Here is a 24396-nt window from a genome sequence, read left to right on the forward strand (position 1 = left end):
AAGGGCCGCGGATCATCTCCGCGGCCCTTTTTCATGGTTCCTCAGTGCTGTTTTGCGGGAGGAGTCCACGGACCAGGACGTACTGGCAAGCGGGGACGACGCTGCCAGCAGAGTGCCAGCCGTTCAGTCGGCCAGTGCCGGATAGTCGGTATAGCCGTGCTCGGCGCCGCCGTAGAAGGTGCTCTGGTCCGGCGTGTTCTGCGCCGCGCCGCGGCGGAAGCGTTCGACCAGATCCGGGTTGGCGATGAAGGGTCGGCCGTAGCCGATCGCATCGGCGGTGCCGCCGGCGAGGCGGGCTTCACCGGATTCGGCGCTGTAGCCGCCGCACGTGATGATCGCGCCGTTGTAATTGCTGCGCAGCGCGGCGCGGAAGGCGTCCGACAGCGGCGCGCCACCGGCCCAGTCCGGCTCGGCGATGTGCAGGTAGGCGAGGCCGCGCTTGGCGAACTCGGCCGCCAGATACGTCGCCATCGCTTCGGATTCGGCGTCCTGGATATCGTGGGCGACGAAGTTGGGCGACAGCCGCACGCCGACGTGGTCGGCACCGATTTCGGCGACGACGGCGTCGATCACTTCAAGCAGCAGCCGGGCACGGTTTTCCAGGCTGCCGCCGTAGCCGTCGGTGCGCTGGTTGCTGTTGGTCGACAGGAACTGGTGCAGCAGGTAGCCGTTGGCCGAGTGCACTTCGACAAAGTCGAAACCGGCGCGTCTGGCGCGTGCCGTTGCGGCCGCGTAGGCGGCGACGATGCCCGGCAGTTCGGTGATGTCGAGCGCGCGCGGCGTGTCGGTCTGCACATTGGCCGGCGTGCCGTCTTCCTGCACGACGAAGCTCTTGGCACCCTCGGCACGGATTGCCGACGGTGCGACCGGTGCCTGGCCGTTGTCCTGCAGCAGGTGGTGCGAGATCCGGCCGACGTGCCACAGCTGCAACGACAGCTTGCCGCCCCTGGCGTGCACGGCGTCGACGACGTCTTTCCAGCCGGCTTCCTGCGCGTCGGTGTAGATGCCCGGCGTCCACGCATAGCCCTGACCCTGGCGCGAAATCTGCGAGGCTTCGGTGACGATCAGCCCGGCGCTGGCGCGCTGGGCGTAGTAGGTGGCGTTGAGTGCGGTCGGCACGTCGCCGGGCTGGCCGGCGCGCGAGCGCGTCAGCGGCGCCATGATCAGCCGGTTGGCGAGGGTGGTGTGGCCGACGGTGAGCGGGGTCAGCAGTTTGTCGAGCGGCATGATGTCCATCCTGTACTGGGTAAGGGGAGCGCACCCACCGGCGGCGGGTGCGGGGTACGGCAAAGGTGATGCGTGATCAGTCGGCGACGCGGACGACGAGCTTGCCGAAGTTCCTGCCTTCCAGAAGACCGATGAAGGCTTCCGGCGCGCTGGCGAGGCCGTCGACGATGTCCTCGCGGAACTTCACCTGGCCGCTGGCGACCCACGGCGTCATCGCCGCGGCGAACTCCGGATAGCGGTGGCCGTAGTCGTCCCAGATGATGAAACCCTGCATGCGGATGCGCTTTTTCAGCAGCGTCCCTGCCAGCAGCGGCAAGCGGTCCGGGCCGGGCGGCAGCGATTCGGCGTTGTACTGCGAGATCAGCCCGCAGACCGGCACGCGGGCGCCGGTGTTCAGCAGCGGCAGCACGGCGTCGAACACCGCGCCGCCGACGTTCTCGTAGTACACGTCGATGCCGCCTGGCGTCGCGGCGGCGAGCTCAAGCGCGAAGGTCGGGCTGCGGTGGTCGACGCAGGCGTCGAAGCCGAGTTCGTCGACGACGTAGCGGACCTTGTCGGCACCGCCGGCAATGCCGACGACGCGGGCGCCCTTGAGCCTGGCGACCTGGCCGACGACCGAGCCGACCGCGCCGCTGGCGGCAGCGACGACGACGGTTTCACCGGGCTTGGGGTTGCCGATGTCGAGCAGGCCCATATAGGCGGTAAAGCCGGGCATGCCGAGTACGCCCAGTGCCAGCGACGGCTGCTTCAGCGCCGGATCGAGCTTGGTCAGTCCTTCGCCGTTCGACAGCGCGTACTCCTGCCAGCCGCTGAACGACAGCACCAGATCGCCCGGCGCGAAGTCCGGGTGGTTCGATTGCGCAACCCGGCTCACGGTGCCGCCGATCATGGTCTCGCCGATGGCGAGCGGCGGCGCGTACGACGGCGCGTCGCTCATCCGGCCGCGCATGTACGGGTCCAGCGACAGGTAGAGCGTCTTCAGCAGGACTTCGCCGGCGCCGGGCGCCGGCAGGGTTTCGGTTTCAAGGCGGAAGTCGCCCGGCGTCGGCGCGCCCTTGGGGCGCGAGGCGAGGACGATGCGGTGGTTGGTCGTCATGGAAATGCTCCGTGGGGGATCAGAGGGCGGCTTCGAGCACGCGGCGGCTCACGGCCGGGGTGACGTCGCCTTTTTCGCCGAGCGCGGTCATGCCGTGCGCTTCGAGCTGGCCAACCACCGCGTCGACGGCGTCGGCACCGAGGCCGTAGCCCGATAGCGTGGTCCTGACGCCCATGGCCTCGAAGAAGTCGCGGGTCCTGGCGATGGCCGCGTCGATGCGTTCGTCGTCGCTGCCGTCACGGATGCTCCAGACGCGTTCGGCGTACTGGACGAGCTTGGCGCGCTTGTCGGCACGGCGGACCTGCAGCATCGCCGGTAGCACGATCGCCAGCGTTTGCGCGTGGTCGAGCTCGTACAGTGCGGTCAGCTCGTGGCCGACCATGTGCGTTGCCCAGTCCTGCGGCACGCCGGCACCGATCAGGCCGTTCAGCGCCATCGTCGCGGCCCACATCAGGTTGGCGCGCACCTGGTAGTCATGCGGCGTCGCCAGCGCCTTCGGGCCGACCTCGATCAGTGTCTGCAGCAGGCCCTCGGCAAAGCGGTCCTGCACCGGCGCGTCGGCCGGGTAGGTCAGGTACTGCTCGACCACGTGGACGAAGGCATCGACGGCGCCGTTGGCGACCTGCCGCGGTGGCAGGCTGTAGGTCTTGGTCGGGTCGAGCACGGCAAACTGCGGGAACACCTTCGGGCTGTGGAACGGCAGCTTGGTCTTGGTCGCCTCGCGGGTGATCACGGCGCCCTGGTTCATTTCCGAACCGGTGGCGGGCAGCGTCAGCACCGCGCCGAGCGGGAGTGCCGACTTGATGCGGGCGCCGCCGGTGACGAGGATGTCCCACGCGTCGCCGTCATATTGCGCGGCGGCGGCGACGAACTTCGTGCCGTCGACGACCGAGCCACCGCCAACGGCGAGCAGGAAGTCGATCTGCTCGGCCTTGACCTGCGCCACGGCCTTCATCAGCGTCTCGTAACGCGGGTTCGGCTCGATGCCGGCGAACTCGAACACCGTGTGGCCCTCAAGCGCGGCGAGCACTTCGTCATAGCTGCCGTTCTTCTTGATGCTGCCGCCGCCGTACAGCACCAGCACGCGTGCCTCGGCCGGGACCAGCGTGGCCAGATCGGCAATGCGGCCTTCGCCGAATACGATGTTGACGGGGTTATGGAAGTTGAACGATTGCATGGTGTGCTCCGTTTAAATTAGACCGGTCGTCTAGTAAGCCGGCCAAAGAAACGGCACTGTTGGTGCCGTCCCGGGTGGATTTGCGCGGTGAACTCAGTCTTTCACGTTCAGCATGGTGCGGGTGGCGGTCAGCGCGGTGTGCAGGGCGCTGTCGTCACGGCGGATCTTGGTCAAGAGGCTGGCGCCGAGCCAGAGCTGGTACAGCGTCGCCGCGGTGTGTTCGGGGTCGAGCGCGGCGGGCAGCGAACCGTCGGCCAGGCCGGCTTCGACCAGCTTTGCCAGCCTTGCGACGACGCGGCCGGTGCCGCTCTTGATCGTGTCGCGGATCGGTTCGGACAGGTCAGAAACTTCGGCCGAGAGCTTGACCACCAGGCACTGCTCCTCGCAGCGGCAGTTGCCCTGCGTCGACAGCCAGCCATCCCAGTACGCCATCAGGCGCGCTTGTGCGCTGCGGCTGTCATCCAGAAACAGTGCGTCGAGCTGCGTCAGATAGTTGCTGAAGTACTGCTCGAACAGTTCCTTGCCGAACTGCTCCTTGGATTTGAAGTAGTGATAGAACGAACCCTTGGGCACGCCGGCCGCGGTCAGGATCTCGGTCAGCCCGACCGCGGCAAAGCCCTTGCCGAGGATGATGGCTTCGCCGGTATCGAGGATGTGCTGCTTGGTGTCGGGCTGTTCGTGTTTCATGCCGTGCACTTTAGCTTGAGTAGACCGGTCGGTCTAGTGTTGTTCGGCGTGATGATGACGAACGGTCAAAGATCCGCATCCCACGGCGGCGCGTCGCCCCAGGCGGCGCCGAGGAAATCGACAAAACTGCGCACCTTGGCCGACAGGAAGCGCCGGCTCGGATAAACCGCCCACGCGGTGTAGTCGGGCAGGGCATGGTCGGCCAGCACGCGGACCAGCCGGCCGTCGCGCAGCGCGTCGCCGACGAGGAAGGTCGGCTGGGCGATCAGCCCGGCACCGGCGATCGCGGCCTCGACCAGCACGTCGCCGTTATTGGCACGCAGGAAGCCGTTGACCTCGATGCTGTGCGCCGGCGGGCCGGTGAACTCCCAACTGGTGCCGCGATCTGTGTAGCTGTAGCCGAGACACTGGTGCCGGCCCAGATCATCGGGCGTCGCCGGCGTGCCGTGCCGGGCCAGATAGTCCGGCGAAGCACAGACGACGACGCGAACCGACGCCAGCCGCCGGGCGATCAGCGTCGAAGCCTGCGGCTGGCGGCTGATGCGCAGCGCCAGATCGAAACCTTCGTCGACCAGATCGACGACGCGGTCGTTGACCGCCAGCTCGATGCCGACCTGCGGCTGGAGTGTGCGGAACCGGGGCAGCAGCGGCGCAAGGTGGCGGATCGCGAACGACACCGGCGCGTTGACGCGCAGCACGCCGCTGGCGATCTGGCTGGCCGAGCTGACCGCCGCCTCCGCATCGGACAGATCGGCCAGCAGCGATACGCATTGCGCGTAATAGATACGGCCGGCCTCGGTCAGCGACATCGTCCGCGTCGTGCGCTGCAAGAGCCGCACGCCCAGATGCGCTTCGAGCTCGGCCAGCTGGCGCGAGACTGCGGTGGTCGACTGGCCCAGCCGCTCGGCGGCGCGGACGAAGCTGCCGGCGTCGACGACGGCGGTGAACACCTGCATGGCGGCAAAGCGGTCGATGGTGGTGCTCCGGTTATGGATAGGACTGATTATTGCGAATTTCGGGACGATAAATCGCATTATTGCATATTTATCCTGATCCGGCCCCGACCTAAAGTGGCACCACTGCAACGGCACATGCCGAACCGCCTGCAACTAGACAGGCCACACCCAAACCGGAGACCCACGATGATCGACCAACGCACCGCCCCCTATGCCGCACTGCTGCTGCGCCTTGCCCTCGGCGTGATGTTCCTGGCCCACGGCTTCACCAAGCTCCTGGTGTTCACGCTGCCGGGCACCGCGCAATTCTTTGCCTCGGTCGGCTTTCCCGGCTGGCTGGCGTATCCGACGACATTGGCCGAAATCGGCGGCGGCGCGCTGCTGATCCTCGGCGTGATGCCGCGCCTTGTCGCCGTGCCGCTGACCTTGCTGCTGGCCGGCGCCTCGACGGTCCACTTCGGCAACGGCTGGGCGTTCGGCAACCCGAACGGCGGCTGGGAATATCCGGTATTCCTGACCGTGGCTGCCGCGGTGCTGACGCTGCTCGGCGACGGCAAGCTGGCCCTGGTGAAGAGCCCGGCTGCCAAGTAAATCCACAATCCCGAACCCGGATGGCCGATGGCCATCCGGCTTCGCGCCAGGAGAATGATGATGACCCGACTGCCTGCCTTCTTTGTTTCCCACGGTTCGCCGATGCTGGCGCTCGATCCCGGCCACACCGGCGAGGCCTGGGCCCGGATCGCCGCCGGGCTGCCGCGCCCGCGCGCCATCGTCATGGTCTCGGCGCACCACCATGCGGCGATCACCATGATCGGTTCGGCGGCAACGCACGACACGATCCACGATTTCTACGGCTTCCCGGCGGCGCTCTACCAGCAGCGTTACGACACGCAGGGTGATCCGGCGCTGGCGCAGCAACTGGCACAGGGGCTGGAAGCGGCCGGCTGGCCGGTGCAGCTCGATCCGCAGCGCGGCCTCGACCACGGCGGCTGGGTGCCGCTGAAGTCGTTCTACCCGGCTGCCGACATCCCGGTGGTGCCGCTGTCGATCAACGCGCGGCAAAGCCCGGCCTGGCACTACCGGCTGGGGCAGTTGCTCGCCGACTTGCTACCGGACGACGTGCTGCTGATCGCCTCGGGCAGCCTGACGCACAATCTGTACGAATTCGAGCCGGGTTTCGACGGCGCACCGGCACTGCCCTATGTGACCGCTTTCCAGGAATGGATGCACGACAGGCTGCAGGCCGCCGACCTCGACGCCTTGCTCGACTACCGCCGGCAGGCGCCGGGCGCCGAACGTGCGCACCCGAGCGAAGAACATCTGCTGCCGCTGTACGTGACGCTGGGGGCGGCCGGCGCGGGAACGAGCGCCGTGCGCCATTACGACGGTGTAACCGAGCGCATTCTGGCAATGGATGTCTACGGTTTCAATCGATGAAAGAATAAATCCGTTCGTCATGGATGGATTTGGTCGGGCCCCGGCCGGCGCAGTGATGCACCGGCCTTTTTTTTTGCCGTTTTCCGTGCGGCCAGGAGGCTGGGTACTGGCGGCGCTGAATGCTGATGTCCGGCGTTCAAATAGGCTGGCTTGGTGGATTCCAATGCGTGATGCATGATTTTTCTGCCGGAAATGTCATTATTTTCATCCTTCACACTCGGGTCGTTGAGTTGGCGACGTTATATAAGTTGATGATATTTATCATCAATATTTGATGGCAAAGCTGTTGCTTTGCCCGGAACGGGGGGACGATCGGCCACGCACTCACGAAAGGCTGGAATTGGCACCACCCGTTCGGGTGGTTATCGAAAATATCAGTGGCATGTATTGATCCATATCAATAAGCATTTACTTATGCGTTGTTGCTGTCTGCGGGCTTCACTATCCTCCGGCCGATGACATAGCGATGTAATTAATACAAAAAAACCGCCGTCATTCTTAAATGCTGTTGTGTTTTCTTACAAGATTCGGGAAGTGGAGTGACGCATGAAAACTGGGATCAATCGGGTGCTGTCGTGGATCGTTCGGATCGGGGGACGATCATGAAAATCACGACCAAACTGGTACTGCTGAATGCAGTCGGTATTGCAACGTTCGCGCTGCTGGTGGCGACGGTGTTCTGGCGGGTTTCCTCGGTAAAGGACAGCGCGCACGACATCACCAGCAACATCGTGCCGACGCTGGCGACCGTGCCGCAGATCAACCAGGAGTTCGCCGAGGCACGCCGTCAGGCACTGATGTGGACCGCGGTACAGCCGGAGGACGAGAAGGCCGTCAAGGAAAGCTTCTTCGCGACGCGGGAGCGCCTGGCAAAGGCGCTGCAGAGCTATGAAAAGGCGATCGAGCTCGACGCCCCGGACGTGAAGGAACGGGACATTGCGCTCTTCAAGGCTGTGGTCGATGCCCAGGCCACGTGGATCAGGCTGACCGATCAGCTGATGGCGCTCGAAGGCAAGGAAGTACGGCTCGACTTCCTGCGCAAGGTGACCTCGCCGGCCGCCGACAAGGTGTTTGTCGCGGTGTCCGAGCTGGTGCAGTTCAACGTCGATCTGGGCAACCGGCGCAGTGCCGAAGTTGCTGCCGACATCCAGACGCTGTATGCCACGGTGATTGCGATCGGTGCTGCCGGCTGTGCCGCGCTGCTGGTGGTCGGCTTCGTGATTTCGCGCAGCATCGCGCAATCGCTGCACCGGCTGCAGCAGGAAACGGCCGAAATCGGCAAGACGCTCGATTTCACCCGGCGCTTCGACGCCGGATCGCGCGACGAAATCGGCGTGACCGCATCCGCGCTCAATGATCTGCTCGGCGTGGTGCAGCAGAGCCTCGGGGCGATTGCCGGGGTCAGCCGCAATGTCGGCCTGCGCGCCGGCGAGCTGGCGACCAGCACCAACGAGCTGTCGGCCGCCAACGAGATGGTCAGCAGTTCGTCGTCGGCGATGGCTGCGGCGGTCGAGGAAGTGACCGTCAGCATTGCCCACGTGGCCGAGCGCTCGCAGGAGACGCGCGTACTGGCGCAGCAGGCCGGCGATCTGGCCGCGACCGGCGGCATGGCCATCACCGAAGCGATCGACAAGGTCGACCGGATCGCCGAGCGCGCCAATCTGACCGCACAGCAGGTCGAGGCGCTGTCGCAGAAGGCCGAAAACATCAGCACCGTGGTCACGGCGATCAAGGAAATCGCCGAGCAGACCAATCTGCTGGCGCTGAATGCAGCCATCGAGGCGGCGCGGGCCGGCGAAGTGGGGCGCGGCTTCGCGGTGGTCGCCGACGAGGTGCGCAAGCTGGCCGAGCGTACCGGCACGTCGACGCAGGAAATAGCCCAGACCATCGCGCAGATGCAGAGCGAGGCACTGCACACCGTGACGGCAATCCGGCTGACCGTTGAAGAGGTTGCAGCGGGCGTGAACCACGTGACATCGGCGGGCGAGGTGGTGGCGCAGATCAAGGACAGCGCGCAGGCGGTGCTCTCGAGCGTCAACGACATCTCGGATGCGATGCGCGAGCAGAGCATGGCCAGCAACAGCATGGCGCAGGAAATCGAAAAGGTCGCGCAGATGACCGAGGAAACCAGCGCCAATGCACACGGTACGGCCGAAGTCGGCGCGCAGCTTCACGGCTACAGCGACGAATTGTTGGGCGTCGTGGCGCGCTATAAGGTCTGAGGCGCCACGGTGTCGCCACGGCGATCGCGGTTGCCGCCGGCGTGATCCGCCAGATGCCGGCCGGTGGCGTGGCTGGCCGGATCAGGAGGGGCGCCAGCGGCATTCCGGACGCGATGTGCACGCTGCGCGTGTGGCCTGCGGCATGGAACAGGAAGTCGAAAAGGTCGCGGAGACGACCAGGGAACCCCGCGCCACTTCACAAGAAGTGCCGAAGTCGGCGGACAGCCGAACGACTAAAGTCAAGGAACCGCTTGGTGCCGCCGGGCCCTACGGGATCTGTCCGCTCGCTTCGGGCGCGTTGTGCCCCGACGACCTCACTGGAGAAAACACGGATGCTGGTCGTTGACCTCCCTCCGGCGCGGCGCGGGCTGATGCCCCGGCCGTCACTGCAGGCAAAGCTGACCATGCATCTGGCGTCCTGCCGGGTGCTGGTCCTGCATGCGCCGGCGGGCTTCGGCAAAAGCTGCGCCTTGCTGCAACTGTTCCAGTCGCTGCCGCCGGGCGTGGCGCAGTGGCTGACGCCGGAGCCGGCCGACCGGCTGCCGGATCACGCGATCCGCTCCCTGCTGGCACTGCTTGGCGAGCGGGCCGGCGCGAGCGGGCAGCCGGTGATGGTGTTCATCGATGCGCTGGAACGGATATCCGCCGCGTGCGAAGGACGCTGGCTGCGGGCCGTGCTGGATGCGCTGCCGGCAAATGTCACGCTGGTGATCGCCACGCGCAGCTTTGCACCGCACGCGCTGGAACACCTGCGGATTTCAGGCGAACTGGTCGAATTCGGTGCGTCGACACTGGCCATGGGTACCGACGAAGTGGCGACCCTGTGCCGGCACACCGCGGTGCGCCATCGCGGCGAGGCCGGGTGCTGGGAGCGTGCCAGCGGCGGCTGGCCGGCCATTGCGAGCTTGCTGCGGGCGAGCGCGGAGAACGACCGTGACGCGCCGGAAGCGGTGGTGCGGTCGGCGGCGTTTTGCCACCGTGTCCGGCGCTATCTGGACGACGAAGTCCTTGCCGCCGGCAGTGATGCCGAGCGGGCTTTTCTCGCCAGCATCATGCCGCTGGGCGAGGTATCGGCACCATTGTGCGACTGGCTGTTCGAGCGCAGCGACAGTGCGCCGCTGCTGGCCGGGCTGGTGCATCACGGCCTGCCGGTCGAAGCGCTGGGCGACGAGCTGTACCGGGTTCATCCGGTACTGGTGGCGCATGCGGCAACGCTGGCCGGCGCATTGCCGGCGCAGGCACAAGCGGCATTGCGCCGGCGGGCGGCCGAATGGTTCATCGGGCAGGGGCTGATCGAGCAGGCCGTCGGGCACTGGATCGGTGCAGGCGCGTGGGATGACGCCTTGAAGTACCTGCCTGCGCTGACGCAAAGCCTGCTGTTCCGGGCGTGCTTCCAGCAGGTGATCGACTGGTGCCAGGTCTTGCCGCCAGCGCTTCTGTACGGCAACCCGGGCCTGAGCGCGAGTTATGTATGGGGTCTTATCTTTAGCGGGGACGTGCAACGGGCGTTGCAGGTCCTGAGAGAAGTGAAAACGAATATGCGTGGCATGTGTGATCCGCTCGTCGAGCAAACCATCAATCTGCAGGAACTGGTCCTGACCGAATATCCGCAACCCGATTATGCCGCGATCCTGCAGGGGGTCGAAGCACTGATGCCGATGCTGGAAAACGTCGGCGACATGAACCGCGGCCGCATCTACAACATGCTGGCCATGATCCAGATCAGTCAGGGCGAGCTGGCCAAGGCCGGCACGGTGGTGATGCAGGCCAAACGCATTCATCGCGAAGCGGGCAATCTGCAGGGGCTGTTTACTTCGTATTTCCTTGAGGCCGCCACGCTGGCAACCGGCGGCGAACTGAAGCATGCGCTGGAAGTGCTGGGAAACGCCGACGACATGATCCACGCGCGCTCGGTGCGCACGCTGACCGGCAGCATGCACGTGTTCTGTGTCGGCTACCGGCTGCAATTGCTGTACGAGCTGGGGCAGTACGATGTGGCGCGCGACTGGCTCGACCGTTACCAGCGCCTGCACAGGGGCTCGCCGTCGGTACTGTCGACCCTGCTCGCCGGTATCATCGATGCGCGGCTGACCCTGATCGACAAGGGCAGCGAGCCGGCCCTGCTGGTACTCGAACGGCTGGCCGACCGCTTTACCCAGGATGCCGCCGTGCAGCGCCGGCTGGGTTTCGAGATGGCGCGCATTGCCATCGTGACCCGGAACCCGGTGCGCCTGCGGGCGCTGGTGGGCGATCTGCTGGGCCATGCCGAGCTTCCCCCGGTGCAGGTCTTCGTCCATCCGAGCGAAGAGCTCGAGGGCGCCGGCATCGAAATGCTGCGGCTGATGCTGCACGCGGGCCAGCCGTCCCGAGTCGTCGCGATGCAGCGTCTGGCAACGCTGATGACCGAGGCAACCCAGGTCGGCCGGTCGTGGCGACGGATGAAGCTTCATCTGCTGACGGCGGTCGGGCATCTGTGTGCCGGCGAGCAGGCGCTGGCAAGCGAGGCCTTGCACGACGCGCTGCAGCTTGCCGCCGCCAATGGCACGATCAGCTCCTTCCTCGACGAAGGCCCCGAACTGGTCGGGCTGCTGGCCGGCCTGCGCAGCCGCACCAGGCTGACCGCCGCCGAGCAAAGGCACGCCGACCTGATCCTGCAGACCCGAGATCAGGCCGCCAAACCGGCGGCCAGCGTGCCGCTGGGCATGCGCGAGCTCGAAATCCTGCGGCTCGTCGCCGAAGGCCTGACCAACGAGCAGGTGGCGTCGCGGCTGAATCTGGCGACGCAGACGGTGAAATGGTATCTGAGCGGCATGTACGGCAAGCTCGGCGTAGGCAACCGTGTCGGCGCGGTCGACAAGTGCCGCCGGCTGGGGCTGATCTGATGCCGGTTTCGCGATCGACCGGCTACGAAGCAAAGCGCTGGCTGGTGCTCGGGCTGACCGGCCTGGCGGTGCTGGCCGCGACCAATTTCGGCCTTTATCGCCTCACCCAGTACGGCGTCCGGCAGGAACTTGGCGGTGTTGCGGCGGCGCTGGCGCAACGGGTGGCGTCTGCGCAGCAGCAGTCGCGCGAAATGGCCGACGATGTTCACCGGCGCTCGCAGGCGCAGGCGCAGCAGGTGGCCCGCTGCGATGGCGATATCGTCCGGGCGCTGGGCAGTCACGCCGGGCGGATGCCCTACGTGCAGGGCTTTAGCGTGCTCAAGGGCGGACAGCTCGTGTGCACCTCGCTGCCGGGAACGGCGCAGGCGCAGATCGATGGCATGCTGGGCAGGCTGCTTTCGGGCAACGCCTTCCAGGCCGGTTCGCCGCTCAATCTCGATACCCCGGGCTTGCTCGATTTCCATGCATACAGCGACGGCTACAACGTGCTGAACGTCTTGCAGGCCGCGTACTTCTTCGACCTGCTGCGCTCGCAGGATCCGTTGCGCTACCGACGGGTCGTGCTGCGCATCAAGGGAACCTACCTGAGCGCCGATCAGCATGTGGACACGTATCTGCCGGTCTTTCGCAACGAATGGGAAAGCGTGTCGATACCGGGCGGCGCGCAGGTCTATGTCGAGGCTGACGACCAGTTGCGCTGGCTGTACATGCGCGACAGCCTAGTGACGTGGAACGTGATCGCGATCGGTGTGCTCTGGCTGCTGTTCGTGTTTTCCAGACGCCTCACCAGCAGGGAAAGGGCGTTCAACCGCGCCTTGCGCAAGGCCATTGCCACCAGGACCATCGTGCCGTACTACCAGCCGGTGTTTTCGCTGCCGGAACAATCGCTGATCGGCGTCGAGATGCTGGCCCGGTGGCCCCTGCCCGACGGGCGCTTCGTCGCGCCGGACCGCTTCATCGCCCATGCCGAAAGCAACGGGCTGATCAGCGAACTGACCCATCTGCTGATCGTCCGGATGATCGAAGACCTGCCTCTGCTGGCCCTGCCTGCCGGGGCGCGGCTGGGGCTGAACCTGTCGCACGAGGCGCTGACGGATGATGCACTGCTCGAACACGTCGAGCACTGGGGGCGGGTGCTGCGCGAGCACGGCGTGCAGCCGGTGATCGAGGTGACCGAGCGCGGCTTTGTCGCGATCTCGCAGACCGAGCAGATCAACGCCGTTTTCGGCCGCCTGCGCGACGGCGGCATCCAGATCGCGCTCGACGATTTCGGCGCCGAATACAGCTCGCTCGGCTATCTGCACCGTTTCCGTTTCGACTTCGTCAAGATCGACGGCCTGTTCCTCGACGGCGTGGGCAAGAGCCGGGAGGTCGAGTGCGTGCTCGACAGCGTGCTGAGCATGGCGTCGATGCTCGATCTGAAGGTTGTTGTCGAAAAGGTCGAAACCCCGGTCCAGCTTGCCTACCTGAACCGGCGCAAGGTCGACGCGGCCCAGGGCTACTATTTCGGCCGGCCGGCGTCGGTTGACGGCTGGCGAAACCACGTCAGGCTCTGCTCGATGAAGCGTTCCGATTGCGGCACCGGCATTGCCGAGTGCGAGCCGCAGCCACCCGGCAGCAGCGTTTCCCCCTGTTCGTGCTGATCCGGCCGCTCAGTCCGCCACGTGCAGCACGATCTTGCCGCGCGCGTGGCCCGTCTGGCTGTGCGCGTGCGCTTCGCGCGCCGCATCGAGCGGATAGACGTCGTCGATCACCACGGTGACGATGCCGGCATCGATCAGCCGGGCGAGTTCGGCCAGCCGGGCGCCGTTCGGCTCGACGACGGCCAGTGCGCCGCGTGCCCGGTGCTGCTGCGCCGTTTCCGGGTCGGGCGCCGAGACGACCGACACCAGCACGCCGCCGGGCCTGAGGCAGGCCCACGATCTGTCCTGCGTCTCGCCGCCGATGGTGTCGAACACCACGTCGACGTCGGGCGCGCGGACGATGAAGTTCTCGCGCGTGTAGTCGACGACGTCATCGGCGCCGAGCAGCCGCAGCAGCGCAAGGTTGTCGGTCGACGCGGTCGCGATCACGTGCGCGCCGGCGTGCTTGGCAAGCTGGATGCCGAAACCGCCGACGCCGCCGGCGCCGGCGTGGATCAGCACGCGCTGGCCGGCCTTGAGCCCGGCCTCGTCGAACAGCGCCTTCCATGCCGTCAGCGCCGCCAGCGGCACGCCGGCGGCTTCGATGAACGAGATCGTCGGCGGCTTGATCGCGGCTTCGTCGGCGCGGATCACCGCATACTCGGCGTAGCAGCCGTCGCGCGACGCGTCGGGGCGGGCGTAGATGTCGTCACCGGGCCTGAAGCCGGTGACCGAGGCGCCGACGGCTTCGACGACCCCGGCGACATCCCAGCCGAGCGTCAGCGGCAGCCGGTGCGCCATGATGCCGGCCAGCCGGCCTTCGCGGATCTTCCAGTCGACCGGATTGACACCGGCGGCCTTGACCCGGACCAGCAGCTCGCCGTCGGCCGGCACCGGTACCGGCACCTCGTCGAGCTGCAGGACTTCGGGACCGCCGTAGCGGTGGATGCGGATGGCCTTCATGTTTCCTCCCTGTCCGTCTAGCCCGCCGCGCCGGCGCCCAGTGCCTTGCTGGCGATTTCGAAGGTATCGCCCGACAGCCCCGGTTCGCCGGCGATCCGTTCGAGCTCGGCGCGCATCAGCGCGCGGCGTGCCGGTTCGAGCCGGGTCCAGCGGTTGAAGCACGACGCCAGCCTTGCCGCGATCTGCGGATTGAGCTTGTCGAGCTCGATGATCCGGTCGGCCGCGAAGGCGTAACCGTAACCGTCGAGCGCGTGGAAATGCTGCAGGTTCTGCTGGCAGAACGCGCCGATCAGCGCACGGACCTTGTTCGGATTCCTGATCGAGAACGCCGGGTGGCCCATCAGCGCCTGCACCTGGCTCAGCGCACCGGGGCGGCTGCTCGTCGCCTGCAGCGCGAACCACTTGTCCATCACCAGCGCGTCGTCCTGCCAGACCGCGCCGAAGTCGGAGACATAGGGCTCGCCGTCGTCGCGTTGCGCCAGCGCCTTCAGCGCGGCGAGCCGGTCGGTCATGTTGTCGGCGTGGCGATACTGGTCGGCGAGCAGCTCGGCGGTCAGCGGTTCGTCGAGTTCGGCCAGATAATCGAGGCAGACATTCTTGAGCGCACGGCCGGCGACGGCCGGGCCGTCGTAGCGGTAGGGCGCGCCGGTGTTGAGTTTCTGGTAGCCCGTCAGGAGCTGCGGCCGCAGGCTGCGCGCCAGTGCTTCCTTCAGCCCCTGGCGGACCGCGCACAGCTTCTGCGGATCGACGTCGACCAGCGCCTCGAACAGCGCGGCTTCGCTCGGCAGCGTCAGCATCAGCGCCGCCAGCGCCGGGTCGAGCTGCGTGTTGTTCAGCACTGCGGCCATCGCGGCGACGAACTTTTCCGGCGCCGGGGTATCGGTCTCGCCGTCGCGGTAGCGTTGCAGCAGCAGCCGGGTCGCATACTGGTTGGCGGCTTCCCAGCGCGCGAATGCGTCGTTGTCGTGCGCCATCAGGAAGACGAGATCGTCGTCGCTGTACGGGTAGTCGAGCTTCACCGGCGCCGAAAAATCGCGCAGCAGCGAAGGCACCGGGTGATAGGGGACGTTGACGAAGGTGAACGTCTGCACCGGCTCGCGCAGCGCAAGCACGCGGCTCGTGCCGGCCGCGACGGCTTCGCCCTCGAGCTGCAGCGGCAGCTCCTGGCCGCGGCGATCCAGCAGGCCGAGCGCCAGCGGAATGTGGAACGGCAGCTTCCCGTCCTGACCCGGCGTCGCCGGGCACGACTGCGTCACCGTCAGCGTGTACGTCTGCGCGACTTCGTCATAGACGCCCTCGATATCGAGCACCGGCGTACCGGCCTGGCTGTACCAGCGGCCGAACTGTTCGAGGTCGGCACTATTGGCGTCGGCCATTGCGGCGCGGAAGTCGTCGCAGCTCACCGCCTGACCGTCGTGGCGCTTGAAGTACAGGTCCATGCCCTTGCGGAAACCGTCGGTACCGAGCAGCGTCGCGTACATCCGCACGACTTCGGAACCCTTCTCGTACACGGTCCAGGTATAGAAATTGTTGATTTCCTGATACTCGTCCGGACGGACAGGATGCGCCTGCGGGCCGGCATCCTCGGCGAACTGGTACTCGCGCAGGCCACGGACGTTCTGGATGCGCTGCACGGCACGGCTGCCGAGGTCGGACGAGAACTCCTGGTCGCGATAGACGGTCAGGCCTTCCTTCAGCGACAGCTGGAACCAGTCGCGGCAGGTGACGCGGTTGCCGGTCCAGTTGTGGAAGTATTCATGCGCGACGACCGAGTCGATGCCGTCGAAGTCGGCGTCGGTCGCGGTTTCGGGCTTGGCCAGCACGTACTTGCTGTTGAAGACGTTGAGGCCCTTGTTCTCCATCGCGCCCATGTTGAAATCGTTGGTCGCGACGATCATGTAGGCGTCGAGGTCGTATTCGAGGCCGAAGCGCTGCTCGTCCCATGCCATGGCCTTCTGCGCCGCCGCGAGCGCATGGTGGCAGCGGTCGGCATTGCCGGGCTCGACGTAGATCTCGATCGCGACATTGCGGCCCGACGGCGTCGTGTGGTTGCCGGTGACCGAAACGAACTTGCCGGCGACCAGCGCGAACAGATAGGCCGGCTTCTTGAACGGGTCGACCCACTTGACCCAGTGGCGGTTCTTGTCGAGCGTGCCTTCGCCGACGCGGTTGCCGTTCGACAGCAGCACCGGAAACCTGGCCCGGTCGGCGATGATCGTCGTGGTGAACTTGGCCATCACGTCCGGCCGGTCGAGGTAGAAGGTGATCCGGCGGAAGCCCTCGGCCTCGCACTGGGTGATGAAGTTGCCGCCGGACAGGTAGAGGCCCGACAGCGCGGTATTGGCTTCCGGGTTGATCCGGGTGACGATTTCGAGGATGGCGGTGTCCGGCATGCCCGGGATTGTCAGCGCCTCGTCGCTCAGCGTGTAGGCATCGGGCGGCAGCGGCGCACCGTCGAGCTTGATCACTTCGAGCACCAGTGCTTCGCCGTTCAGCACCAGCGGCACATCGGGCGCAATCCCGGCGTTGCGCTGCAGCACCAGCCGGCTGGTGACGCGCGTGGCGGTGTCGTCGAGGTCGAAGGTCAGGTCGACGCGGTCGATCAGGTAGGCGGGGGCGGTGTAGTCGAGACGACGGATGGCTTGGCGCGGCTGGGACATGGCGTTCTTCTTGAATGATTCAATACACGTAGCGTCAGCTTACCGCCGGGGCAGGGGACTCACAAATGCAGCAATGCCGCGGCGACGGCATCCGGCGTCGTGGCGGTGGCGCTTTCGCGCCGGACCGGCCGGTTTCATGCCGTGCCGATGCCCACTTATATAGCCAAATCATTGCAACTTATAAAAACTCAGTAATTCAGCTCATAAGGCGGCTGCTGGTATAGTTTCCGCCTCATGGGTGCGTGCGTGTGCGTTGTTCTTACGACCGGCACATTCGCGCCGCCTGGACACCTTTCGCTTAGGATCGCGATGTACGTTTACGACGAACTCGACCAGAAAATCGTGGACCAGCGCGTAGCGCAGTTCCGCGATCAGACGCGCCGCTACCTCGCGGGCGAGCTGACCGAAGAAGAATTCCGCCCGCTGCGCCTGCAGAACGGCCTCTACATCCAGCGCCACGCGCCGATGCTGCGCGTGGCCGTGCCGTACGGCGAACTCGCCAGCCGCCAGGTGCGCGTGCTCGCGAAGATCGCCCGAAGCTACGACCGCGACTACGGCCACTTCACCACGCGCCAGAACCTCCAGTACAACTGGCCCAAACTCGAAGACGTGCCGCAGATCCTCGCCGATCTGGCCACGGTGCAGATGCACGCGATCCAGACTTCGGGCAACTGCATCCGCAACACGACGACCGACCAGTTCGCCGGCGTCGCCCACGACGAGATCGTCGACCCGCGCCCGTGGTGCGAAATCATCCGCGAGTGGAGCACCTTCCACCCCGAGTTCGCCCACCTGCCGCGCAAGTTCAAGATCGCCGTCAACGGTGCCGCCGAAGACCGCGCCGCGATCCTGGTCCACGACATCGGCATCAACGTGATCCGCAACGAAGCCGGCGAGATCGGCTTCCAGATCTACGTCGGCGGCGGCCTCGGCCGCACGCCGATCATCGGCAGCCTGATCAAGCCGTGGCTCGAACCGATGCACCTGCTGTCGTATCTGGACGCCGTGCTGCGCGTGTACAACCGCTACGGCCGTCGCGACAACAAGTACAAGGCGCGGATCAAGATCCTCGTCAAGGCGATGACGCCGGAAGCGTTCGGCGCCAAGGTCGAGCAGGAATGGGTCCACCTGAAGGACGGCCCGACGACGCTGACGCAGGGCGAGATCGACCGCGTTTCGAAGTTCTTCACCGCACCGGCGTACGAATCGTTTGCCGGTGACGATGCCGGTTTCGTTGCCGCGCGTCAGGACAACAAGGGCTTCGGCCGCTGGGTCGAGCGCAACGTGTTCGCGCACAAGCAGCCGGGCTACGCCTGTGTGACCCTGTCGCTCAAGCATCCGGGCGTCGCGCCCGGCGACGTCAGCGGCGACCAGCTCGACGCGATCGCCGATCTGGCCGACAAGTACTCGCTGGGCGAGCTGCGCGCCAGCCACGAGCAGAACCTGATCCTGCCGTACGTGAAGCAGGCCGAGCTGCTGGCACTGTGGGAAGAACTGAAGGCGCTGAAGCTCGCGACGCCGACCGTCGGCCTGCTGACCGACGTGGTCTGCTGCCCGGGTGGCGATTTCTGTTCGCTCGCCAACGCCAAGTCGATCCCGATCGCGCTGGCGATCCAGCAGCGCTTCGACAACCTCGACTACCTGTACGACCTCGGCGAGATCGACCTGAACATGTCGGGCTGCATGAACGCCTGTGGCCACCACCATGTTGGCAACATCGGCATCCTCGGCGTCGACAAGAATGGTTCCGAGTGGTACCAGGTGTCGCTCGGCGGCCGCCAGGGCGTGGCCGCCAGCATCGGCAAAGTGATCGGCCCGTCGTTCGCGCAGGACGAAATGCCCGACGTGATCGAGAAGATCATCAATGTGTTCGTCGCCGCCCGTGAAGGCGAGGAGCCGTTCATCGACGTGTTCGACCGGATCGGCATGGAGCCGTTCAAGACCAGGGTCTACGCCGGCAAGCCGAACCTGCGGGCACCGAAGGAGGTCGCCGATGCCTAAGCTGATTCTCGACCGGCAGATCGTCGACGATACCGCCACGCTGCTGCGCAATAGCGAGGACGGGGCGTTCGCCGCCGTGCCGGCGCAGGGCACCGTGATCGTGCCGCTGGCGCAGTACCTCGCGCAGAAGGCCGAGCTGACCGCGCGCGGCGACGTCGGCGTCTGGTTCTCGCCCGATGACGAACCCGAACTGCTCGGCGCCGATGCGGCGGGCCTCAAGCTGATCGCCGTCGAATTCCCGGCCTTCACCGACGGCCGCGGCTTCTCTATCGGCCGGCTGCTGCGCGAACGCTACGGTTTCACCGGCGAGCTGCGCGCCTTCGGCGACGTGTTCAAGGACACGCTGAACTACCTGACCCGCTGCGGTTTCAACGCCTTCGTGATCCGCGAGGACAAGGACATCGCCGAGGCGCTCAAGGGGCTCGACGACTTCACCGAGTCGTACCAGAGCAGCGTCGCCCAGCCGATGCCGCTGTTCCGTCGCCGCGCCGGCTGACGTCGGCACGGCTTGCAAAGGGCGCACCGCGGTGCGCCCTTTTTGTATCGATGGCGTGAAAGCCGCGCGGTTTGACGTTGTCATCCAAATTATTTGCCTCGCTGCGGCGCCGCATTTCGTTGCAAGGTGCAACGGTGGCGTTTACATTCAAAGGGACATCGATATCCATGGAGATTTCCGTATGAGAGTCGACAAGGACGCGCGACAACTGCGCGAGCTCGTCTGGCGCTTCGTGCTCGAGGAGCGGGACCAGCTCGCCGCGATCAATCTGTCCCAGAACAGCCGCATTCTCGAAATGATGTACCGCGTCGGCCCGATGACGCAGTCGACACTGGGACAGATCCTCAACTTCGAGAAGAGCTGGATCAGCCGGATGGTCGACCAGCTGGTCGCCGAGGGCTGGGTCGAGCGCACGCCGAACCCGCAGGACCGGCGCAGCAACATCCTGGTACTGACCGCCGCCGGGCAGACGCACGCCAAGGACATCGGCACGATGTTCGACAAGCACGCGCGCGACGTGCTCGACCGCGTGTCCGATGAGGCGCGGGACGAGTTGTTGCGGGCGATGACGCATCTGGGCAATGCGTTGCCGCCGCGCGCCGGCCATGGCTGAGCCGCGTTCGACCTGGGTCTCGATCGCCGCGATGAGCGGCATCTGTCTGGTCATGATGCTGATCGCGCTCGACCAGACCGTCGTCGGCACCGCCTTGCCGCGCGTCGTCGCCGAACTGCAGGGTTACGCGCTTTATCCGTGGGTGGCGTCGGCGTACCTGATGACCAATGCGGTGATGATCGCGATCACCGGCCGGCTCGGTGACCTGTACGGCCGCAAGCCGTTCGTGCTGGCGGCGATCGTGCTGTTCACGCTCGCGTCGGCGCTGTGCGGCATGGCGCAGAGCATGCTGCAGCTGGTGCTGGCACGGGCGCTGCAGGGGATCGGCGGCGGCATGCTTGCCGGCGCGGCGTTCGCGTCGGTCAGCGACCTGTTCCCCGATCCGCTGCAACGGGTGCGCTGGCAGGCAATGCTGTCGGCGACCTTTGGTATCGCCACCGCGATGGGGCCGGCACTTGGCGGCTGGCTGACCGAACACCTGGGCTGGCGCAGCGTGTTCTACGTCAATCTGCCGATCGGCCTGCTTGCCTTGCCGGTCGTGTGGCGCTACCTGCCGCATCAGGTCAACCACGACTCCGATGATCGTTCGATCGACTGGCTCGGCGCCGGCCTGCTGGCGGCCGGCTTCTGCGCGATCCTGTTCACCACCGAGCGTTTCGGTACGCTGGGCCTAGCCAGCCCGTGGCTGTGGGCGATGGTCGCCGGGACGGGACTGGTGTGCTGGCTGTTCGTCCGCCACCAGTCACGCAGCCGCGCGCCGGTGATTCCGCCAAGGCTGTTTGCCGAGAAGGCCGTGCGGCAACTGTGCGTGCTCGGTTTCCTCACCGGGCTGGTGATGTTCGTGCTGATCTTCTATGCACCGCTGCTGCTGCAGGGCGGTTTCGGGCTGTCGCCAAAAGCGGCCGGCATGCTGGTGACGCCCTTGCTGGTCAGCATCACGGTCGGCAGCATCATCAACGGCCGGCTGGTACCGCGGCTGCCGCAGCCGGAAAAACTGATCTCGTGGGGACTGCTGGTGCTGATGTTCGGCACCGCTTTGCTGGCGACGCTGAACGACGCGACGCCGCACTGGCTGATGGCGCTGGGCTTTGCGATCTGCGGCCTGAGCCTCGGTTTCCAGCTGCCGAACCTGACGCTGCAGGTGCAAGCGTCGGTGGCGCGCGCCGACGTCGGCGTCGCGTCGGCACTGATCCAGATGACACGGATGCTCGGCAGCATGATCGGCGCCAGCGCCGCCGGGCTGGCGGTCGACTTGCGCTATCGCCAGCAGGTTGGCGAGGTGCTTGCCGGCGTCCACAGCCCGGACATCGTCCGCCTGCTCGACAGCCCGCAACTGCTGATCCGCGCGCAGGAGCAGGTGCAACTGGGCCAGCTCGCGGACCGGCTCGGGCTCGATGCCGCCGGCCTGCTCGACGGTGCCCGGCTGTCCCTTGTCAGCGGCATCCACCTCGCGTTCTTCGCCTGCATCGTGGTAACGCTGCTTTGCTATCTGATCGCCCGGGGGCTGCCGCCCTTCGTCGCGGCGAGGACGCCGGCGGCGGCGCATTGACGACGGGCGCATGCCGTCGGGCTGAACTCTTGCCGTTTGGCAAGAGCAAGTCGATCACGGCGGCACGGGCGTGGAGACGGTAAGATTCGCTCCATGTCCGCTTCCACAATCCTCCGTCGTGCCGCGCCGCTGCTGCTGGCGGCGCTGCTTGCCGCGTGTGCCGGCACGCCCGACGCCGGCCCTGCGCCGGCCGGTTTCTACCGCGTGGCCCAGGGCGACACGCTCTGGCGCATCGCGACCAGGAATGGCCGCAGCGTGGCCGAGATCAAGCGCTGGAACAAGCTCAGCGGCAACGACATCCAGACCGGCCAGTTGCTGCGCGTGGCGCCGCCCGGCACGTCGGGTGGCAGCGCGCCGTCGGGCGGCAAGCCCGCGCCGGCCAAACCGGCCCCGAGCAAACCCGCGGTCGACATCCGGCTGGCATGGCCGGTACCGGGGCAGGTGGTCGCGCGCTACAACGGCAGCACGATGAAGGGCATTGTGCTCGCGGCGCAGCCCGGCGATCCGGTCAAGGCGGCGGCGGCCGGCAAGGTCGTCTACGTCGGCGGCGGCATCCGCACCTACGGCAACCTGATCGTGATCAAGCACGATGCCCGGGTGATCACCGTGTATGCGTACAACCGCGAGCTGCTGGTCAAGGACGGCGCCAGCGTGCAGGCCGGCCAGGTGATCGCCAAGGCCGGCGGCAGCGCCGGCGTGCCGACCGACCGGCTGCACTTCGAGGTGCGCGTCGACGGCAAGGCGGTCGACCCGGCGCCTTACCTGCCGGATCGCTGAGCGGCGCGTCGTGCGCACACGGTTGCGGCCGGAAGGGCCGCGGTAATCAGTCGCCGGATTTTGTTGCGGCGAGTTGCTCGCCGAGCAGCAGCAGATCCTGCCAGGCCTTGGCCTTGTCGGGCAGATTGCGCAGCAGATAGGCCGGGTGGTAGCTGATCACCACCGGAGTCTCGTCGTGGCGGTGCACCTTGCCGCGCAGCGCGCTGATCGGTGCATCGGTCTTGAGCAGGGTCTGGATGGCGAAGCGGCCGATCGCGAAAATCACCGTCGGCCGGATCAGCGCGATCTGCCGGGCCAGATACGGCGCGCATTCGGCGACTTCCGGCGGCTGCGGGTTGCGGTTGCCCGGCGGGCGGCACTTGAGCACGTTGGCGATGTAGACGCCGTCGCCGCGTTTCTCGCCGATCGCCGCGAGCATATTGTCGAGTAGCTTGCCGGCCGCACCGACGAAGGGCTCGCCGCGCTTGTCCTCTTCGGCACCGGGCGCTTCGCCGACGATCAGCAGGCGCGCGCTGCGGTCGCCGACACCGGGAACGGCCTGGGTACGGCCTTCGCACAGCGCACACGCGGTACACGCACGGATCGATGCCTCGAGCGTTTCCCAGTCCATCGCCGCGATGTCGCGACTGCGCTCGTTCTCGGCTGGCTTGATGTCGGCCTGCGGCGCGGCGCGGGTGCGCGCATCGGGAATGACGACGACCGGGGCGCGGCTGGCCTTGGTGGCTGCCGGGGATGGTGTGCCGGCGGTTGCTGCGGCAGCCGGTGCGGCCGGCCGCGGTATAACGACACCGGGTGCCGGTTCGTCCTGGGCCTCTTCGGGCGCCGCGTCGCGGGCCAGTGCCGCAAGCTGGTCGCGGCGGATCCAGATCGGCCCGAGGCCGAGTTCGTCGAGCGCGCGCCTGCTCATGATCCGCCTCCGGCCAGCACGAAGGTGTAGAGCAGGGCGTCCTCTCTACCGTGATCGTAATAACCGTTGCGGCGGCCGACGATTTCGCCGCCACAGGCTGCGTACAGCGCCTGCGCGCCGGTGTTGCCGGCGCGGACTTCAAGCAGTAGCCGGGCGACGCCGTCGCGCCGCAACTCGGCCAGCAGCGCGTTCAGCAGCGCGAGGCCGAAGCCGCGGCGCTGCAGTCCGGGGGCAACGGCGATCGACTGCAGCTCTGCCTCGTCGAGCACGCGGCTGCTTACGGTGAAACCGGCCAGCCGGCCTTCACCGTCGACGAGTCCGGTGCCGTGATCGCGCGTCAGCGCATCGCGCCACAACGCGGCCGACCACGGCTGCGGATTGGTCGCGGCGTCGAGTGCGACCAGCGCGTCGACGTCGTCGGCGGTCAGCGGGCGCAGCGTCACTTCGGCGCGCGCTCGTGGGTTTTCAGCGCGACCTTGTCGCGCAGGTAGACCAGCGTCGCCTCGTGTGCCGGACGGCCAAGGCCGGCGGCAAAGCGCGGCAGTGCCAGCGCCAGCAGGTCGCGCGCGTGCGGAAAGCGTTCGGGCTCGGTCGCGACCAGCCGCTCGCCCAGGCGGGCAGAAAGCGCGTCGCCGTAGGCGGCAAAGCCGCTGCCGACGCCGGTCCAGCCGGTGTCGTCGGGCACCGGTACGGCGTCGGGGTCGCAGACCAGCGCTTCGCCGATCTCGCGCCAGCCGCCGCTTTCGCGCACATAGCGGGCGACATAAACCTGCTGCATCCGCGCATCGAGGCAGGCGAAGACCTTGTCGGCGCCGCTGCCCTGCGCGAGCGCTTCGAGCGTCGAGACGCCGATTACCGGAATCCCCAGACCGAAGCCCAGCCCCTGGGCGATGCCGCAGCCGATGCGCAGGCCGGTGAACGAACCCGGACCCATGCCGAAGGCGATGCCCTGCAGCGCCGACCGGGTCAGGCTGGCCTCGGCCAGCAGCGCTTCGAGTCGTGGCAGCGTCTGTTCGGCGTGGCGCTGGCCGACGTGCCAGTCGCGTGCGATCACGCCGTCCTGGTGCGACAGCGCGAGCGACAGATGTTCGGTGGAGGTATCGAGGGCGAGATAGGCCATGCGG

General features: G+C 66.7%; 20 protein-coding genes. 10 read left to right on the top strand and 10 right to left on the bottom strand.

Annotation, left to right across the window (positions count from 1 at the left end; translation table 11 throughout):
- Positions 1-123 precede the first annotated feature (123 nt).
- The 5 genes from BJP62_RS17415 to BJP62_RS17435 all read right to left on the bottom strand — a co-directional run bounded on the left by BJP62_RS17415 (position 124) and on the right by BJP62_RS17435 (position 5143).
- Complete coding sequence (locus BJP62_RS17415) at positions 124-1227, bottom strand: alkene reductase (protein ID WP_070531903.1); 1104 nt, start codon at positions 1225-1227, stop codon at positions 124-126.
- Positions 1228-1303: 76 nt separating this feature from the next.
- On the bottom strand, positions 1304-2323 hold the full coding sequence (locus BJP62_RS17420) for an NADP-dependent oxidoreductase (protein ID WP_070531905.1): 1020 nt from the start codon (positions 2321-2323) through the stop codon (positions 1304-1306).
- Between the two features lie 19 nt (positions 2324-2342).
- Positions 2343-3500 carry an iron-containing alcohol dehydrogenase gene (locus BJP62_RS17425; RefSeq protein WP_070531910.1) on the bottom strand — a complete coding sequence of 386 codons (1158 nt, stop codon included), beginning with the start codon at positions 3498-3500 and terminating at the stop codon, positions 2343-2345.
- A gap of 93 nt (positions 3501-3593) precedes the next feature.
- A complete protein-coding gene (locus tag BJP62_RS17430) occupies positions 3594-4187 on the bottom strand; it encodes a TetR/AcrR family transcriptional regulator (RefSeq protein WP_070531913.1) in 594 nt (197 codons plus the stop codon).
- Between the two features lie 65 nt (positions 4188-4252).
- Complete coding sequence (locus BJP62_RS17435) at positions 4253-5143, bottom strand: LysR family transcriptional regulator (protein ID WP_083301004.1); 891 nt, start codon at positions 5141-5143, stop codon at positions 4253-4255.
- 186 nt (positions 5144-5329) lie between these two features.
- On the opposite strand from BJP62_RS17435, the gene BJP62_RS17440 reads away from it, so the two are divergent.
- The 5 genes from BJP62_RS17440 (at position 5330) to BJP62_RS17460 (ending at position 13327) form a co-directional block, all read left to right on the top strand.
- Positions 5330-5734 carry a DoxX family protein gene (locus BJP62_RS17440; protein WP_070531916.1) on the top strand — a complete coding sequence of 135 codons (405 nt, stop codon included), beginning with the start codon at positions 5330-5332 and terminating at the stop codon, positions 5732-5734.
- Between the two features lie 60 nt (positions 5735-5794).
- Positions 5795-6580, top strand: a complete 786-nt coding sequence (locus tag BJP62_RS17445; RefSeq protein ID WP_070532941.1) for a dioxygenase — start codon at positions 5795-5797, stop codon at positions 6578-6580.
- Between the two features lie 602 nt (positions 6581-7182).
- The gene (locus tag BJP62_RS17450; protein ID WP_070531920.1) at positions 7183-8802 is read left to right on the top strand and encodes a methyl-accepting chemotaxis protein; all 1620 of its coding nucleotides are present in this window, start codon (positions 7183-7185) and stop codon (positions 8800-8802) included.
- 254 nt (positions 8803-9056) lie between these two features.
- Complete coding sequence (locus tag BJP62_RS17455) at positions 9057-11684, top strand: LuxR C-terminal-related transcriptional regulator (RefSeq protein WP_236943717.1); 2628 nt, start codon at positions 9057-9059, stop codon at positions 11682-11684.
- Entirely contained in the window at positions 11684-13327 is a 1644-nt protein-coding gene (locus BJP62_RS17460; RefSeq protein WP_070531924.1) for an EAL domain-containing protein, read from the top strand. Before BJP62_RS17455 ends, BJP62_RS17460 begins: the two co-directional genes overlap by 1 nt.
- 9 nt (positions 13328-13336) lie before the next feature.
- On the opposite strand, the gene BJP62_RS17465 is transcribed toward BJP62_RS17460, so the two are convergent.
- Positions 13337-14269, bottom strand: a complete 933-nt coding sequence (locus BJP62_RS17465) for an NADP-dependent oxidoreductase (protein WP_070531929.1) — start codon at positions 14267-14269, stop codon at positions 13337-13339.
- A gap of 17 nt (positions 14270-14286) precedes the next feature.
- The gene (pepN, locus tag BJP62_RS17470) at positions 14287-16929 is read right to left on the bottom strand and encodes an aminopeptidase N (RefSeq protein WP_070531931.1); all 2643 of its coding nucleotides are present in this window, start codon (positions 16927-16929) and stop codon (positions 14287-14289) included.
- Positions 16930-17238: 309 nt separating this feature from the next.
- Here pepN and BJP62_RS17475 point away from each other — a divergent pair, with 309 nt between their 5' ends.
- The 5 genes from BJP62_RS17475 (at position 17239) to BJP62_RS17495 (ending at position 22365) form a co-directional block, all read left to right on the top strand.
- Positions 17239-18930: a nitrite/sulfite reductase gene (locus tag BJP62_RS17475; protein ID WP_070531934.1), complete on the top strand. Its 1692-nt coding sequence runs from the start codon at positions 17239-17241 to the stop codon at positions 18928-18930.
- Positions 18923-19426 carry a DUF934 domain-containing protein gene (locus BJP62_RS17480; RefSeq protein ID WP_070531937.1) on the top strand — a complete coding sequence of 168 codons (504 nt, stop codon included), beginning with the start codon at positions 18923-18925 and terminating at the stop codon, positions 19424-19426. The genes BJP62_RS17475 and BJP62_RS17480 overlap by 8 nt, the downstream gene beginning before the upstream one ends.
- 181 nt (positions 19427-19607) lie before the next feature.
- Entirely contained in the window at positions 19608-20039 is a 432-nt protein-coding gene (locus BJP62_RS17485; RefSeq protein WP_070531940.1) for a MarR family winged helix-turn-helix transcriptional regulator, read from the top strand.
- Positions 20032-21588 carry an MDR family MFS transporter gene (locus BJP62_RS17490; protein WP_168163855.1) on the top strand — a complete coding sequence of 519 codons (1557 nt, stop codon included), beginning with the start codon at positions 20032-20034 and terminating at the stop codon, positions 21586-21588. Before BJP62_RS17485 ends, BJP62_RS17490 begins: the two co-directional genes overlap by 8 nt.
- A 93-nt stretch (positions 21589-21681) precedes the next feature.
- Positions 21682-22365 (top strand): peptidoglycan DD-metalloendopeptidase family protein, encoded by a 684-nt coding sequence (locus tag BJP62_RS17495; protein ID WP_070531945.1) that lies wholly within the window; start codon positions 21682-21684, stop codon positions 22363-22365.
- A 46-nt stretch (positions 22366-22411) separates the two neighbouring features.
- Here the strand turns inward: BJP62_RS17495 and BJP62_RS17500 are convergent, their stop codons facing one another.
- From BJP62_RS17500 to tsaB, 3 genes are read right to left on the bottom strand one after another with little or no spacing between them, the layout of a single operon-like run.
- Entirely contained in the window at positions 22412-23272 is an 861-nt protein-coding gene (locus BJP62_RS17500; RefSeq protein WP_070531948.1) for a uracil-DNA glycosylase family protein, read from the bottom strand.
- A complete protein-coding gene (rimI, locus tag BJP62_RS17505; RefSeq protein ID WP_070531951.1) occupies positions 23269-23715 on the bottom strand; it encodes a ribosomal protein S18-alanine N-acetyltransferase in 447 nt (148 codons plus the stop codon). Before rimI ends, BJP62_RS17500 begins: the two co-directional genes overlap by 4 nt.
- Positions 23712-24392, bottom strand: coding sequence for a tRNA (adenosine(37)-N6)-threonylcarbamoyltransferase complex dimerization subunit type 1 TsaB (gene tsaB, locus BJP62_RS17510; protein WP_070531954.1), 681 nt, complete (start codon positions 24390-24392; stop codon positions 23712-23714). The genes rimI and tsaB overlap by 4 nt, the downstream gene beginning before the upstream one ends.
- Positions 24393-24396: the final 4 nt, after the last annotated feature.

It is taken from the genome of Jeongeupia sp. USM3, assembly GCF_001808185.1.
Taxonomy (GTDB): Bacteria; Pseudomonadota; Gammaproteobacteria; order Burkholderiales; family Chitinibacteraceae; genus Jeongeupia.